Source organism: bacterium, from assembly GCA_026414725.1.
Taxonomy (GTDB): domain Bacteria; phylum Ratteibacteria; class UBA8468; order B48-G9; family JAFGKM01; genus JAAYXZ01.
Genome location: JAOAIL010000026.1, coordinates 1 through 15825, shown reverse-complemented (window position 1 = coordinate 15825; position 15825 = coordinate 1). Strand labels below are relative to the sequence as shown.

The 15825-nt window shown below is 34.3% G+C and carries 15 protein-coding genes and 2 tRNA genes; 12 read left to right on the top strand and 5 right to left on the bottom strand.

Annotated features, from left to right (window positions below; all coding sequences use genetic code 11):
• The 3 genes from N3D17_07160 to N3D17_07150 all read left to right on the top strand — a co-directional run.
• The coding region (locus N3D17_07160) for a Gfo/Idh/MocA family oxidoreductase (protein ID MCX8083147.1) at positions 1–607 on the top strand (607 nt) is incomplete at its 5' end.
• Positions 608–630: 23 nt separating this feature from the next.
• Positions 631–1224: a glycerol-3-phosphate acyltransferase gene (locus N3D17_07155; GenBank protein MCX8083146.1), complete on the top strand. Its 594-nt coding sequence runs from the start codon at positions 631–633 to the stop codon at positions 1222–1224.
• The gene (locus N3D17_07150) at positions 1221–1796 is read left to right on the top strand and encodes a hypothetical protein (GenBank protein ID MCX8083145.1); all 576 of its coding nucleotides are present in this window, start codon (positions 1221–1223) and stop codon (positions 1794–1796) included. Before N3D17_07155 ends, N3D17_07150 begins: the two co-directional genes overlap by 4 nt.
• Here the strand turns inward: N3D17_07150 and N3D17_07145 are convergent.
• Positions 1793–2716 (bottom strand): lysophospholipid acyltransferase family protein, encoded by a 924-nt coding sequence (locus N3D17_07145; GenBank protein MCX8083144.1) that lies wholly within the window; start codon positions 2714–2716, stop codon positions 1793–1795. The genes N3D17_07150 and N3D17_07145 overlap by 4 nt on opposite strands.
• A gap of 92 nt (positions 2717–2808) precedes the next feature.
• Here N3D17_07145 and N3D17_07140 point away from each other — a divergent pair, with 92 nt between their 5' ends.
• The 6 genes from N3D17_07140 (at position 2809) to N3D17_07115 (ending at position 10043) form a co-directional block, all read left to right on the top strand.
• On the top strand, positions 2809–5460 hold the full coding sequence (locus tag N3D17_07140) for a PD-(D/E)XK nuclease family protein (GenBank protein MCX8083143.1): 2652 nt from the start codon (positions 2809–2811) through the stop codon (positions 5458–5460).
• Positions 5447–8047 (top strand): UvrD-helicase domain-containing protein, encoded by a 2601-nt coding sequence (locus N3D17_07135; GenBank protein MCX8083142.1) that lies wholly within the window; start codon positions 5447–5449, stop codon positions 8045–8047. Before N3D17_07140 ends, N3D17_07135 begins: the two co-directional genes overlap by 14 nt.
• A 16-nt stretch (positions 8048–8063) precedes the next feature.
• Positions 8064–9065, top strand: a complete 1002-nt coding sequence (locus N3D17_07130) for a PHP domain-containing protein (GenBank protein MCX8083141.1) — start codon at positions 8064–8066, stop codon at positions 9063–9065.
• Between the two features lie 42 nt (positions 9066–9107).
• Positions 9108–9569 carry a hypothetical protein gene (locus N3D17_07125; protein ID MCX8083140.1) on the top strand — a complete coding sequence of 154 codons (462 nt, stop codon included), beginning with the start codon at positions 9108–9110 and terminating at the stop codon, positions 9567–9569.
• 84 nt (positions 9570–9653) lie between these two features.
• Positions 9654–9908 carry a hypothetical protein gene (locus N3D17_07120; GenBank protein MCX8083139.1) on the top strand — a complete coding sequence of 85 codons (255 nt, stop codon included), beginning with the start codon at positions 9654–9656 and terminating at the stop codon, positions 9906–9908.
• 63 nt (positions 9909–9971) lie between these two features.
• Positions 9972–10043 (top strand) — tRNA-Thr (locus N3D17_07115).
• A gap of 29 nt (positions 10044–10072) precedes the next feature.
• Here the strand turns inward: N3D17_07115 and N3D17_07110 are convergent.
• Genes N3D17_07110 through N3D17_07100 form a run of 3 tightly spaced genes read right to left on the bottom strand, consistent with a single transcriptional unit; the run spans position 10073 to position 12691 of the window.
• A complete protein-coding gene (locus N3D17_07110) occupies positions 10073–10255 on the bottom strand; it encodes a hypothetical protein (protein ID MCX8083138.1) in 183 nt (60 codons plus the stop codon).
• A gap of 11 nt (positions 10256–10266) precedes the next feature.
• Complete coding sequence (locus tag N3D17_07105) at positions 10267–11823, bottom strand: long-chain fatty acid--CoA ligase (protein MCX8083137.1); 1557 nt, start codon at positions 11821–11823, stop codon at positions 10267–10269.
• A 4-nt stretch (positions 11824–11827) separates the two neighbouring features.
• On the bottom strand, positions 11828–12691 hold the full coding sequence (locus tag N3D17_07100) for a sugar phosphate isomerase/epimerase (GenBank protein MCX8083136.1): 864 nt from the start codon (positions 12689–12691) through the stop codon (positions 11828–11830).
• Between the two features lie 656 nt (positions 12692–13347).
• On the opposite strand from N3D17_07100, the gene N3D17_07095 reads away from it, so the two are divergent.
• From N3D17_07095 to N3D17_07085, 3 genes are all read left to right on the top strand, one after another.
• Positions 13348–14046 carry a DUF72 domain-containing protein gene (locus tag N3D17_07095; protein ID MCX8083135.1) on the top strand — a complete coding sequence of 233 codons (699 nt, stop codon included), beginning with the start codon at positions 13348–13350 and terminating at the stop codon, positions 14044–14046.
• Positions 14043–14246 carry a hypothetical protein gene (locus N3D17_07090; GenBank protein ID MCX8083134.1) on the top strand — a complete coding sequence of 68 codons (204 nt, stop codon included), beginning with the start codon at positions 14043–14045 and terminating at the stop codon, positions 14244–14246. The genes N3D17_07095 and N3D17_07090 overlap by 4 nt, the downstream gene beginning before the upstream one ends.
• Before the next feature lie 46 nt (positions 14247–14292).
• Positions 14293–14377: transfer RNA gene (locus N3D17_07085), tRNA-Leu, on the top strand.
• 184 nt (positions 14378–14561) lie between these two features.
• On the opposite strand, the gene N3D17_07080 is transcribed toward N3D17_07085, so the two are convergent.
• Positions 14562–15825: tyrosine-type recombinase/integrase (locus tag N3D17_07080; GenBank protein MCX8083133.1), on the bottom strand; the 1264-nt coding region annotated here is incomplete at its 5' end.

Below are 15825 nucleotides of genomic sequence, written 5' to 3'. Positions count from 1 at the left end.
CTTGAGATACTTTGATATTGTTGATGAAGCAAAGGAGATTATTAGTAAAGAACAGGTTGCTTTTGCAAGAGGGAGGTATTATGGCGGAGTACCAGGTGAAGGAAGAAACAAGTGGTTGATTACAAAGGCAATGTCAGGAGGACAACTTGTAGAACAGGCAACACATATAGTTAATCTGATGCAGTATTTTTGTGGTGATGTAGAGGAGGTATATGGATATAAAATAGGAGGAATAAACAATAAAATATATCAGGGGTATGATGTTGAAGATGCTTCATCCATCCTTATGAAATTTAAAAATGGATATATTGGAAACCTTACCTGTACCTGGTTATGGAATGGTTTTAATAGTGGTGTGGAGGTTGTTGGTAAGGGGATAATACTTGATTATCAGGGAAATACACTTACTGTAGATAAGGGGAACAAAAAAACTACATCAATATCTTCCATTGACCCTATGTTTGAAGAAGAAAAAGCATTTATAAAAGCAGTAGAAACAGGGAAATCTTTTTATGTGAAATCCGATTATATAGATGGATTGAAGACACTCGCAATTACCCTTAAAGCACATGAATCAATGGAAAAAGGTATCCCTGTAAAAATATAGAAGTTAAAGGTATAATTATACAGATGGAGATAGTTTATTGCATTTTAGCAGGTTATATTTTAGGAAGTGTGTCATTTGCCTACCTTTTTACCTATTTTCTTACAGGCAAAGATATAAGAGATATAGGAACAGGTAATCCAGGTGCTGCTAATGTGGCAAGGAGTATAGGTAGAAAGTGGGGAATTATTGTCTGGCTCGGTGATACTATAAAAGGTGTTGTTCCTATGCTCTTTGCTAAAAATTTAGGTATCAGCAATATAATAATTCTTACCATAGTGGGTGTCTCTGCTATTTTGGGACACTGTTATTCTATTTTTCTGAAATTCAAAGGTGGTAAAGGTGCCGCTACTTCAGGGGGTGTCATACTTTTTCTTATGCCAATTCTTTTTCCTCTGGTGATTATTCTCTGGTTTGTTGCACAGAAGATTAATCCTCGTTCTCCTAAGGTATTACTGTCCTGTGTGCTTGTTTACTTTGTATTAATGTTCTTTACATATGGGCTGCGAAAAGATATGATGGTTTTCCTTCAGACATCTGTATCTACTATTTTACTTATTATCACAGGGATAATGGTAAATCCTAATCTTATAAAAGAGATAAAAGAGAAAAAGAAATGAAGATAGGTAAGAGAAAGATATATAGAGTAATAATGGGTTCTCTTTTTCCTGTACTTTACTTAATTACAGATAGGATATTTTTACCTCTTCTATTAGCCACGTTTTTTTTGACACTACTTCTCGCAATGGAATATGAGCGATGGAGACATCCTGCGGTATGGGATTATATCACAGGAAAGGGAAAAGGAATCTTCAGGGAACAGTCAGGTAAACTTACAGGAGATACATATTTTATGCTGGCTGTTTTTATTATCCTTTTTTTCCAGAAAGATATTAGTATTGCAGCACTGTTTTTTCTTGTTTTTGGAGATGCAGGTAGTGGCATTATAGGAACAAAATATGGGAAAAAGCAGATATTTCCAGGAAAGACACTGGAAGGGTTAGCAGGTGGGTTGTTGTTCAATCTTATTATAGGGTTGATTATATATCCTTTTCTTAATATCTCTTTACCTCTTCTTATAATCGGGGCTTTTATATCTTCTATTGTGGAGGTTTTACCTCTGAAAATAAACGATAATCTTTCAGTTGGTATTATTACTGCACTTGTAATGCTGATTATCAGGAATTTTTAATATAATCCCGGAAATCTTTTGTGTAGCCAGGAATACCAGTGTTCTGGATATAACTTTACATAGTACTCAACCCTTTTAAGGAAAAACCCAGTATTTACTTTAATATCTTCTTCAGGATTGGCTGTTTCCTGGATATTATAAGGTCCTTCAATAATAATTTTTTGTTTTCCATCAATCATTCTGTATGTAAAAAGTCCTAAAACAGGACATCCATACTTCCTTGCAAAAGAAGCAGCACCTGCAGGAGCATAGACCTTCCTTCCAAAAAATTCAACTTCAACTCCTTTACTATCATGCTGGTCAATATAAAAACATAACATCCCTTTATTCTGTATCCATCTGTGGCCATCTATTATTGCCTGTCTTCTTTTAGTAAGATATATAAGAGGAACATCTTCAGAAGCAGTAATTTTCCTGAATAGTTTTGCTAAATATCTTCCTGACGGTGGTCTTGAAAAATATGTTGCAGGGTATCCCTTCTTTGATAAAACTGCCTGAAGTCGTGGGAAATTTCCCATATGAGGAGAGATTCCTATAACACCTTTACCTTCGCTTAACGCTTTCTGAAGTTTTTCTTCTCCTTCAATTATTACCATATCAAAGAGTTGCTCATCTTTGATTTTTGTTGTTTGTATACACTCACATAAACTCAATACTATGCCAGCAAATAAATCCTTTGCTATCTTTCTTCTCTTTTTTCTGTCTATAGTATCTCCATAAATAATATCCATATTTTTTAATATAAGTTTTCTGCTTTTGCCCATAGTATAAAATAAAGTAATTCCTATCATATGACTTATAAGAGGATAGAAAAACGAGGGTATGATTTTTACAACATAAAAGAAAAATACAAAGAATAGGAATATAAAGAAATGGACTAATTTATCATCACTTTTTTTCTTTTTTTTCTTTTTATCCATCTTTTCTTCTCTTTATTTTCTATTTTATTTATTATAATATAAAGGCAGTTGGGTATAAAGAAAAAACAGGTAAAAAATTTTAAAATAGTGATATGAAAAAGTTGCTTCTATTTCCATTTAATCGTAAAGATAAAACAGATATACTTATCCAGCAATTCATTAAAGAACCACTGGAAACGCTGTATATTACACCTCACGTAAGTAAAATAAATGACTTTAAAATAAGATATTATAGGAATAGGCAGAAAAATCCATTACTTCCTTCCACTCACACCATAAAGACATTAGCACTTAATATTCTTAATAGTGAGTCAGAAAAGAGGGTTATATCTGATGTAGAAAAGTATATAGTCATTCTGGAAATGCTTAAAGACCATAAGATAGAAGAACGTTTCAGGTATACCCCACCGGGTATGGCTCTCGCTATAGCCAATTTTATAAAAGATGTAAAAATATCTACAGAGGATATATCTCTTTCTTTTAAAACAATAAAAGAAAAAATAAACAGTTTTGATTGGAAATTTGGTTATAACTGTTCCATTGTGCTGTTTGCATTTGATATTATGGAAAGATACACAGAGTATATGAAGAAAAATAATCTTCTTGATATGGAAGATATATATAAGGAGGCAGTGGATTATGTCAGGTACTTAAAATTCAAGGAACTTGTTTTTGAAGGTTTTTGTGAGATACCTTACTACCAGAGAAGATTTGTATCCAACCTTATAGATAATATACCATCTGTTGTATTTTCTTTTCCATATGATGAAAATGTATCTATTGATGTAAAAGAACTTATTCTTAATAATACATATTCATGGCTTAAAAAACTAACTCAATGGAAAGAAGATATTTATCAAAAAGAAAACAGACAGCCAGAGGTAGAATGCTATAATTTTTCCACGCAGGCAGAAGAAGTAGAAGGAATAGTAAGTATTATAGGAAAAGAATTAGAAAAACATCCTGACTGGACATTGAACGATATTATGACTGTATTTCCCAGTATGCCTTCTTACAGACCCATTGTCCAGAGGGTATTTAAAAGATATAATCTTCCTTCTGAGATTTTACCTGGCTATTCTTTAAATCAGGATACTTCAATATCAACACTTCTGGAATTTTTTGTTTTTAAGGAAACATATGATTGGGGAACTTTAATGAACATATTAACCTGTCCATATTTTTCTAAGTTGGATATAAGAGCAACAGAGAAGTTTTCTATAGATACGAGGGAAAAATTCAGCAGAGTAGGTTTTGTAAGAGACGATTTTAACTTATTAAGAGGAAAGAATATAGATATTGTCGGGAAGATAATAAAAAGAATAGAAGGTAGTCCAAAGTCCCTGAAAGAGTGGGTACAGGATATAGAATTTATAATAGAGAAACTCGGCTGGCAGCCCGGTTATTCTGAAATAAGAACTCGTTTCCAGAAACTTCTTTATGAAATAAAGAGAGACATTTTTTTCTCAGAAGACGAGTTTGTTAATATACTTAAAAAGGCACTTGAACTTGTGGAGGTTGAAGAAGGCAGAGGTTCTGGTGTGAAAGTAAGTGGTGTTCAGGAAAGTGTGGGAATGAGTAAAAAACTCTGTATTGTTGGTGGAGCAACGGATGAAAATATTCCATCCGCTCCCTCGCTGGAAGAGTTATTTATACCAGACACCCTGAAAAAACAGATGGGGTTTACCAGTTATGATTTACGAATGGCGAGAGAACGGCTGGACCTGTACCGACTTAAAAATGAAAATGATAAAATTATCTTCACATATCCTTCAAAGATAGGGGATAAAAACCAGATGAAGTCAATCTTTTTATTTGATTTACAGGACTCAACTCCAGCCCCAAACATATTTATTTCAAAAGCATCTGAAATTTTTGCCCCATCTTTTTCTAAAGAGAAATTTATTAAAAAGTTTGTAAGAGATGGAAAATTAAACATAAGAGTCACACAGTTAGAATCCTTGCTTAAGTGCTCATATAGTTTTTATCTTAAAGAGGTTGAGGAGATAGAACCATATCAACTACCTGAGGTTGCAGAAGTACCTGAGTTATGGGGTAGTATCATACACAGAGTAATGGATGATATATTTAAGGATTATAAAAACAAAATAATTATGGATGAAGATGTTGTAGTTCTTATAAAACTTTTTAATGAAAGAATGATAGAAGAAATTGGAAAAGAATGTAAGGAACAGAAAATATCTAATCTCTATAAAAATATTATGATAAAACGTTCTGAAGAAGTCAATGGTAAATTTACATCTATAATCAAGGCACATACAGGTAATATCTTTGTTGATTCGGAACACAAAATAGAAGAAGGTACTGGGTTATTACATCTGAGAGGAAGGATAGACCGTATTGAAAAAACACCAGATAACAGGTTAAACATTATAGATATAAAAACAGGCACAACACCTCCTCCGAGTTACACAGAGAATAATTTCTTTAACGGATATAACCTTCAGATACCTCTTTATATATGGATGTATAGCAAAAAGTTTAATATCTCACCGGAAGATATTACTGGTAATATATGGCGATTTGATTTTATTGAAAAAGAAGGGAAAGATAGCGATTATGAAAAGTACTATAAAAAGATTGACTATTTTGAAAAAATAGAAGGATTTCTTGATAATGTGGCAATAAAGGTCCTTGAAGAAAATTTCAGTTTTATACCGGAAGAACCACTTAACTGTTATTTCTGTTGTTATAAAGGGCTATGTCCTTATGAAAGAGATTAACTTTAGAGCAGTTATTATTGAAGCATCAGCAGGGACAGGTAAGACCTACTGGATAACCAGGGAGTTTCTTAATTTAATAGGGAAAGATAATCCTGCATCTGATATAAAAAAGATTCTTGCAGTAACATTTTCTGAAAAAGCATCCATAGAAATGAAAACACGTATTCTTGAAGAGATGTATAGTGGGATATTTCAAAAACTCCCTGAATATAAAAAGATAGAATTAGAAAATGCCATATTGAGGATGCGTATTTCAACCATACATTCCTTCTGTCGTCTGCTTTTAAAAAGGTTTGCATTTTATAAAGGTATAGACCCTTTTTTCAATGTAATAGACAAAAGAGAAAGTATATTGTTCTCCTATAGAGCATTCAACAAATTTTTAAATACTGAAACTTCAGAGCAATTACTCCATCTTCTGAAGGACTTTAAATTACAAACGTTAAAAAAGCAGATATTCAATATTATGGAAAAACATCCATATACTACTATTGGAATTTCTGAAGGGATACTTACAGAGAAAATAGCAGGTATCAGTAAATATATAAATGAAATATCTGAAAACATAAAGAGAGAACTGTCTGCGCTCGATTTTAATGACCTTGAAATAATGACATATAACATTCTCAATGAAAGCCCTGATGCATTGACAATACTTGAGGATTTTGATGAAAAAAATAACTTTATATTTGTAGATGAATTTCAGGATACAAATCTTGTACAATGGAAGATTATATATAAACTCGTTGAGGATTGGATATCCGGCTATACTGCAAAGACAGAAACAGGGAAACCATATGGTATTTTTCTTGTAGGCGATAGGAAGCAGTCCATATATAAGTTTAGGGGAGCAGAAGGAAAGGTGTTTGATGAAGCAAAAAAAGTTTTAAATATCTATTGTACTGAAAAAAAACTTCTATATAACCATAGAAGCACACCTCAAATAATCAGTTTTATAAATAATGTTTTTGATGGTATTTACCCATGGACAGAGGAAAAATTATCCGGTGGGCTTGGAGTTGAGGCGCCTTCCTGTGTAGAGATAAATATAGCGGAGAGAAATGAGGATAATGCAAAAGAAAGTGAATACATATGGGTTTTAGGTAAGATACAGGAACTTATAGAAAATAAAAGGAAGGTATGGGACAAAAAGATAAGAGATTTCAGAGATATTGAATTCCGTGATATAGCCATACTTTTGAGAAAAAAAGCAGGAAAAAATTTCCCGATTCTTGAGAGACAACTTAAAGAAGCAGGCATTCCTTTTGTAGTAATTGGAGGTATAGGGTTTTATAGAGAACCAGAGATTATATTTCTTCTTTCACTTATCCTTGCTCTTATAGACCCATCGGATATGTATTCTTTATGGAATTTAATCTCCTCTGTTTACAAAATTGATATTGATAAGATATATAAATGGAGGGATATGCTTAAGAATGAAGAGATTGTAGATGTAGTTGAAAGAATAATTAAGGAATTAGATTTCTGGAGAGGGATAAGTACACAGCAGAAAGCCAATATTGAGAAGTTTTTAATGATTATAGATAACTGGAGAGGGGTTCCTTTATATACCGTAGCAAGAAATTTAAGAACAATGATGTTTTCTGATGAAGAACCGAAGGCGGATATATTTTCAGAACATCAGGATGCAGTGAGGGTACTTACAGTGCATAATGCAAAAGGGCTTGAATTTCCCGCGGTCTTTCTTGTGAATATTGAGGACGGCAATGTAAATATCGGAAAGGAAGACATCTTTTATCAAAAGACAGAAGAATCCCCACTTTATAAATTTATTCTTAAAAAAGAAGCAGATGAAGAATATGAGAAGAGTTTTAGGCAGATGCTTGAAGAGGAAGAGCAGAGAGTATTATACGTGGCACTTACCCGTGCCTGTCAGTACCTTTTTATTTCAGGGACAAAGAAAGCAAGAGGTGGAAGTATATGGATAAATATGATTGAAAGGTTTAGAAATGAGTTTCCAGCAACTCCTGTTCAAAAAATATCCATATCCAAAGAGAAAATAGAAAAGGAATTGCAAATAGATTATATTCCTGAAAGAATATCTTTAGCAGGTACGCTTACATCTTATACGGAAGAAAAAAAAGATGGGGAGTACTATTATGAAGGAACTCTTATCGGAGATATTGCACATAAATTGATTTATGAAATATCAAAAGGCGAGATAAAAAACAGGAATGAATATAACAAAAGGGTGAGATTTTATTTGAAAAAAGCAATGTTTGATAGAAACAAGAAAATGGAAGAAGGACTGGAAAAAATATATGATGGTATTGAAAAAATTTCTGAATTTAGAGAGATTTTAGAGATAAAAGAGGGAAGGTATTCAGAAATGCCTTTCATAGTTGAAATAGAAGGCAGGATATATACTGGTTTTATTGACAGAATAGTCCTTAGAGAAGATAATATCTGCTGTATCTATGACTACAAAATGGAAGAAGGGAAAACCGAAAAATACAAAAGTCAGATGGATATATATGAAAAAGCAGTAAGAAAGATGTTTCCTGAAAACGATATTGTAAAAAGATATATTGTCTTTCTGAAAACCGGAAAAATAGAAGAAGTTTGAGAGTCATGGAGGAGAAATGCAAAAGAAATGTAAATTTTTGATAATCTTGTTTCTTACGATTTGTAATGTAGTATTCTCTTTAGAAATAAAAAACCCTTATCAAGATATAAACTGGAAAAAAGATAAACAGTACAGGGTAAATCTACACACCCATACTAAATGTTCTGATGGACAGTTATCTCTATCTGAAGTTGTAAACAGGTATAGAGAGGCAGGATATACTATCCTTGCAATTACAGACCATAATATAATTACTTTCCCATGGGAGCAGTTTGATAAATCTGGAAACTATGAAAATAGAAATCCCAGAGAGATAGATATGTTAGCAGTTCAGGGATGTGAGTTTTCCAGTCATCATCATCTCGGAAGTTATTTTACAGATGCAGGTCCTTGTGTAGATATAGAAAGTTCATTGAATAATATAAGAGAAAAAGACGGTATAGCAGTATTGTTCCATCCAGGAAGGTATAACTATTCTGATGAGTGGTATATTGACCTTTATACACGGTATCCTTTTATTGTGGGTATTGAGGTTCATAATCAGGGCAACAGGTGTCCTATGGACCAGATTCTATGGGATAGAATTCTTACAAGGTTAATGCCAGATAGACCTGTCTGGGGTTTTGGGAATGATGATGCACATCTACCTGAACATATAGGGTTATCATGGAATGTTTTTATCTTAAAAAATTTAACCGTTGATGAGTTAGATACAGCAATGAGAAAAGGAATCTTTTATTTCTCATATAAACCAGAAAAGACATCAGATAAAATGCCTCCATTGATAAAATCTATTTTAATATCAAGAGTGCTTGTACAAAATGGAGAAATACGTATTTATGTAAAATCAAAAGATGCAAATGCGATAGAGTGGATTTCAGATGGTAAAGTTGTAGCAACAGGCGAGGTAGTAAATCTAAATAAAATAAAAAAAGACACCGGAACCTATATCAGAGCAAGATTGATAGGTGAGGGTGGCTATACCTATACACAACCCTTTGGAATAATAGACAAATGAATAATGAGAAGAAAATATCTCTGCGGGTAATGCAAATTCAAGATGAAAAAAACATTTGTTCTTATATTATTTGCTATTGCGATGGCATATGTTGAAGCAATGGTTGTTGTATATCTACGGCGACTTATTCCTGTCCCTGAATGGTCCTCAATCTCTTCATATAAAGACCTATGCACTTTTATCAAAAATGCAGGGATAATGTGGAGTGAACAAACGAGGGAATTTGCCACAATAGTTATGCTTATATGTGTTGCCCTTTTATTCGGGAAAAATAACAGAGAAAAACTTGCTGGTTTTTTAATTGCTTTTGGTATCTGGGACATCTTTTACTATATCTTTCTCTACCTCTGGTTAAAATGGCCTGAGAATCTTCTTGACTGGGATGTTCTATTCCTAATACCATGTCCATGGGTATCTCCTGTTATTGTACCTGTATGTATATCAGTTATAATGATAACATTAGGTTTTTATCGTTTACTGGATAAACAGAAGAAGAATAGATAGAAATTAAATTAGTAATTGTTTGTGTCCTTTATTTTTATAAGATGATAAAATAAATATAGAAAAGAAATGAAGGGGGTGATACAAATGAAACAGAACTATTTACTTATTTATGCTATAACTGTTCTTATGTGTGGTTTTGCCTTTATCTGTTTTCTTCTGAATCAATTACATCTGGATTTGAGAAGTATCAGGTCTGCTACTGAAGGTAAAACACTTAAAGGGAGTAAAATAAAAGAATGGGAGGGGGCAATATTTTCAATCATCATTATTATTTGTGCGGTTATTTTTGTTATGCTCGCTATCGTAAGTACAAGAATACCTCCTTCTGCTACTCCTTAAAACAGGTTGAAATTTTTTAAAAGATAGGTAAAATATATCTCTATAAAAATTTAGATATTTTTAGCCACCTTAGCTCAGTGGTAGAGCAGGGCACTTGTAATGCTCAGGTCCGGGGTTCAAATCCCCGAGGTGGCTCTGGTTAAATCAGGTTTGTAAGTGAAACTTTAGCCGGTAAGAACTGCCATACATATCATACCTAAAGCAAAGCCCCATCCAAATGTATTAATTGCTGGTACATATTTTCTAATAGAAAAAGTAAGGGATATGATTATTATAAAAATTAAGAGTCGTATGAGTTTCCATTTTGTGAATACAGGTATTGCATTACTCAATCTTTTCTTTCCCATATAAACTCCTTTCAATCATGAAACTTTTTTGTTCCTGACCTTAAAATTCTTTTCAGTACCTTTCCGGTGGGTGTTTTAGGTAATTCAGAGACAAAATCTACAATACGAGGTACTTCATGTCTGCCGAGATGTTTTGAGCAGAAATGGATGATTTCTTTTTCAGAAGCAGTTGCCCCATTTTTAAGAACTATTACAGCCCTCGGAACTTCATTATGTAGTGGATGTGGTGCACCGACCACTGCTACTTCTAATACTGCAGGATGTTTTCTTATAACATTCTCAACCATTCTCGGATATACATTCATCCCACTTACAATAACCATATCTTTTTTGCGGTCTACAATATAAAAATAATCATCTTCATCTTTATATCCCATATCCCCTGTTCGGAAATATTCTCCCCAGAATGCCTCCTTTGTATCTTCAGGTCTGTTGAAATAACCTTTCATTACATTTTCACCGCGCACCACTATCTCACCTACCTCTCCTGTTTTCAATTCATTTCCATTATCATCTATAATTTTCATTTCAACTCCAGGAACTACTTTTCCAATAGAGCCAATCTTACGCATACCACCAATAGGATTAACCGCTGTTACAGGAGAACATTCTGTAGGTCCATCACCTTCATAAATCATTACGTTATATTTCTCTTCAAATCTTTGAAGTGTATGCAAGGGTAGGGCATCTCCCCCTGATATACAGAAACGTAGTGAAGAAAGATGGAAATTATATTCATCATGCAAGTCAGCGAGAAGTTTATACATTGAAGGTACACCGAGAAAAATAGTGGCTTTTGTTTCTTTTATTACTTCTGCTATCTCAACAGGTGCAAACTTTGGGACTGCGACAATAGTTGCACCTACCGCTACAGGGGAAATCATACCTGCAGTTGCTCCAAAAGCATGGAATAAAGGCAGTACTGTTAAGAAAACATCATTCTCGTCTACGTTCAGCACCTGAAGAATTGAATTAACATTAAAAAGAAGATTTCTGTGTGTTAACATTGCTCCTTTAGGATAGCCAGTTGTTCCTGAGGTATAGAGTATTGCCGCTACATCCTCGTTCTGATTTAGTTCAGGTATTTCAAAGGTATCTCTCTCTTCAATTATTATTTTTTCTACTGGTATTGCTTTTTCAATAGATGATTTACCAATCGCAACCATAAATCTCATTTCTGGAAGATTATCCTTTATAAGGTGGATATTGTTTTCAAATGCTTCAAAATAAAAAATCCCTTTCGCCCCTGAATCAGAGAGAATAAACTGGACCTCTTCTGCACTTAAAAGCAGATTTATCGGGACAACTGTAGCCCCTGTCTTCACAATACCAAAGTATATAGAAATAAAGTAGGGTGAGTTTATACAATAAAGTGCTACGCGGTCTCCTTTTTTTACTCCCTGTGTGAAAAGAAAATTCGCTATTTTGTTTGAGGTTTCTTCAATCTTCTGATATGTAGTAACTCCTCTGTGAAAAATTACAGCAGGTCTGTTCTTATATTGTATTGCAGAATTTTGTAACATCCTTCCCAATGAATTGAAGGCATTATACAACGTTTCTATTTTCATATAACTATTTTAATATATTTCTGGCGAGGGAATCAACCTTATCAAAAAGTTCTCTCCAGTCGTCAGGTGTGTATGTTGAATTTATTAAATATCCAAACGGAGGTGTTTCAATACAGGCAGGATGAGTGAATCGGATTGCTGACATCTTTGTAAATACATCTTTCCAGTTAACTCTACCATATCCTGGTGCGATATGAAGGTCTCTATCTCCTGGATTATCCTGTAAGTGGAAAGCCACAATATTTTTTTTCATTACCTCAAAAAATATATTAGGGCCATCCTGTCCAACTGAGATATTGGCATGACCTGTATCCAAACAAAAACCAAAGTTAGGATGTGAGAACTTCTTCGTCATTATTGTAAAGTGTTCTGGCAGAGAACCAAAGCGAGTGCCTGAAGAGTTCGGAGGCATATTTTCTATTGCTATTGTAAGATTCAATTTCTCTGCTTCAGGTAGTAAAACTTCTAAACTTCTACCGAGTTGATAGAGATAACGGTCAATACCTTCTGTATTTACATCAGAATAATTTGTTGTAGGATGTAGAATTACAACTTTATTGCCAAGTATAGATACCTGTTCTATCAATCTGGACATCTTTTTCACAACCTCTTTCCGTTTTATTTCATAAAAAGCAGAGATATCATCGTCTTCAGTAAAAGGAAGATGAAAACTATATAAAATGATATTATTGTTCTTATAATCCTGTGCCATCTTTTCAATTTCTTTATTATCTTTACCATTTATAAAACCAGTATTCATCTCAATAGCAGAAATTCCAGCGTATTTACATAAACTTATAACCTCTTCTGTAGATTTATATCCCATTAAAGTATATCCACACGCAGCCCATTTCCATGTTATTTCCATCTCACACTCCTTTTATTTATTTCAAAGTATTATATCTCAAATCCTTATTCCGTCAATGTTTCATACGGACAGGGTAGACAGGTAATACTTCAAATTCTCTTCCTCTCTCCCTTGAGAAGAGGAATTTTTAACAATTCCCTCTCCCTTGAGGGGAGGGGATTGAGGGGAGGGTGAGACCTTTCCTGCTCTTTTCCCCCTCATCCTGCCCTTCTCTCGCTTAGGTAGAAGGAAAAAGCAATTCCCCCCTTCATATGGGAAGGGAAAAGGTAAAGAATAAAAAAAGAAATGGCTATTAAAATTGTGCTATACTAATCCTATGAGTAGAGAAGTTCTTTACCATATTTATGTGATTATAAAATTTCTGCTCTTTTATCTGTTAGGACTTTCCCTTTTAAAAAAGATAAACATCTGTTATATATATCTGATTTTCACTATTATTTTCCTTACAGGTTTTATATTGAGATGGTTTAATATATATCCTGGGAAATTTGAACCATTATGGATTGATTTTTACACCTTTGTTATCTCTTTCTCTTTACTGGTGTTTTGCTCATATAATGTTTCAGTTCCTCTGAAAAATGGTTTATTGCTTATTATTTCCCTGCATATAATTTACAATCTTTATAGCATCTTTCATATTCTTTCTGGAGGATAAGGTGAAGGTATATGTGGGAACAAGCGGATGGTTATATGACTGGAATGAAGGTGGTAATTTTGATTGGTTTGTAGAACATTCCGGACTAAATTCAGTAGAACTTAATGCATCTTTTTACAGATTCCCTTATCCTAACCAGATAAAGTCATGGGCAGTAAAAGCAAAAGATATCAGGTTCTCTGTTAAAGTCCACAGAAAAATTACCCATATTTTAAAACTGAATGAACAGGCAATAGATGTATGGAATGATTTTAAGGAACTTTTTTCACCACTGGAAAAGAACATTGATTTTTACCTTTTTCAGATGCCTCCTTCTTTCTCCACTGAATATCTTGAAAGAATAAAAAACTTTTTTAATATAATAGAGCAAAAGAAAAAAGTAGCAATAGAATTTAGACACTCTGGCTGGTCTGAAGAGAAAATAGTAAAGGAGATTGAAAAAACAGGCATTGTATTTGTAAGTATAGATAGTCCTCAGGGACAGTCCTTTATAGTCAGAACAAATGACATCGTTTATGTCCGATTTCATGGTAAAACTTCTTGGTATAACTACAACTATTCAAGAAGTGAGATGGAAAATATTGCTAATAAAATCTTTTACCTTAATCCTGAGTATGTATATGCCTACTTTAATAATAACCACAATATGCTTTCCAATGCCAGAGAGTTCTTAAAAATACTTATACAAGGAGGAAAATGACCCTTATAAAATGGAGTGAAGATAAAATTCACAGGATGAATGTATGGGATATGGCTCTGGTTAAAATTATCTGTATCTTGCTCGGTTTAATTTTAGGAGCTTACACCTCTGAATTTATCAGACATTACATATGGTTTTTCCTTATTCCTGTTCTTTTCCTTTACATTATCGCCATCTACAGATTTTTCATAAGGAAATAGAAAAACTTGCTATTAAGAGCAAGTTTGTTTTATAATAATTTCACTTGCCGGGATGGCGGAATGGCAGACGCAACGGACTTAAAATCCGTTGGAGATTTATCTCCGTGAGGGTTCGACTCCCTCTCCCGGCATTTTTTTATTTAATAGAACCCGAACGGAGGAAGGGGTGCAGGGGAAGGTATCGTCCCCTGCGTATTTCGTATTGGGGGGAGGACTATATCAGGAAGGGGGAAGCACCCCCTCCTGAGGAGCGAAGCGACCCGTGAGGGTTCGACTCCCTCTCCCGGCACTTGTCTATCAACGGTTTCCACAGTTTTACCCCTGACATTTCTCACCCCTTAAAATCTTCAGTGTGCCAAATTTGTGCCAATTTTTTTCTAAATTCTTTAAATTTTCAGCAATATTCTGCACATTATAGATTGAATAGTGTGACGAAGAACCAGGAATCTTATGCCCCATTAAGTACTCCCGTACCTCATAATCACAACCTGCCATCCGCATCCTCGTGCAAAAAGTCCTTCGCAGGTCATTACAGCAAAGTTTCTCTATACCTGCCTTTTTTCTTGCTTTCTTTATCTGGTATATCAGGTTGTGTTTATCCAGGGCACGTCCATCTTCATAACAGAAGAGATTCACCCCTCTGGTCAGGGCAAGGTACTTTTCAACAATCTGTCGCGGGATATCCCATACCAGTGGGAATTCTGTCGTGACTTCTGGAGTTTTCTCCCTCTGGATAACAAAATACAGGATATCATCCACTTTCTTGAAGTCCTGCTTCTTGAGATTCAGTAGTTCCCCCTGTCTGAGCCCTGTAAAGAGTATAAAAATAACAGCATCTTTTACCACAGGGTCATCTATATTATCAAGAAAGAGTTTTTGCTGTGAAACCTCAAGAATATGTTTCCTGATGTTGTCATATTTTATGCGTTCCACCATCTCTACAGGGTTATTCTGTACATGTTCCTCTATCCTCCGCTCATACTCAAAAAACCTGTGCAGATACCCCCGGAGGTAATCAAGGGACCTGGGAGAGAGATTTTTGGCTATTTTTATTCTGGTGAGAGTTTCCTGGATAATTTTAGGTCTGATTTCACTTACCTTCCTGTTTCCAAGGTAGGGGACGAGGTGTTTGTGGCATAATAGTTCCCTTTCCCATGAACGAAGTCCCTTGTTTTTCTGGTACTCAACGAATTTCTCTGATGCCTGTTTAAATGCTGGAACATCCGGAGAAGAACCTGTATTCTGTATACTCCAGAGTTTGTTGAGCATTTGACTGGCAATTCTTTGTGCATCTGCTTTATTTGAAGTATGCGTGGAGCGTCTGAATCTTACGCCATTCAAACATATATCAATGTAATAGTATGGGCTCCCCTTTCTTTTTAGTAGGTTCATTGAAACCTCCTTTCGGAGGTCTCCATCTGTCCCTGTCAGTGTAATATTGGCTTGTTTAAGTTCTTCCACCCAATTTTCAAAGAGCAAATCCGAACTTTTACTTATTATATATCTCTTCCTCTCAACTTTTAACCAGTAGTCATCCGGGTCATCATCAGATTCAGAAGTATCAGAATCACTCTGTGTG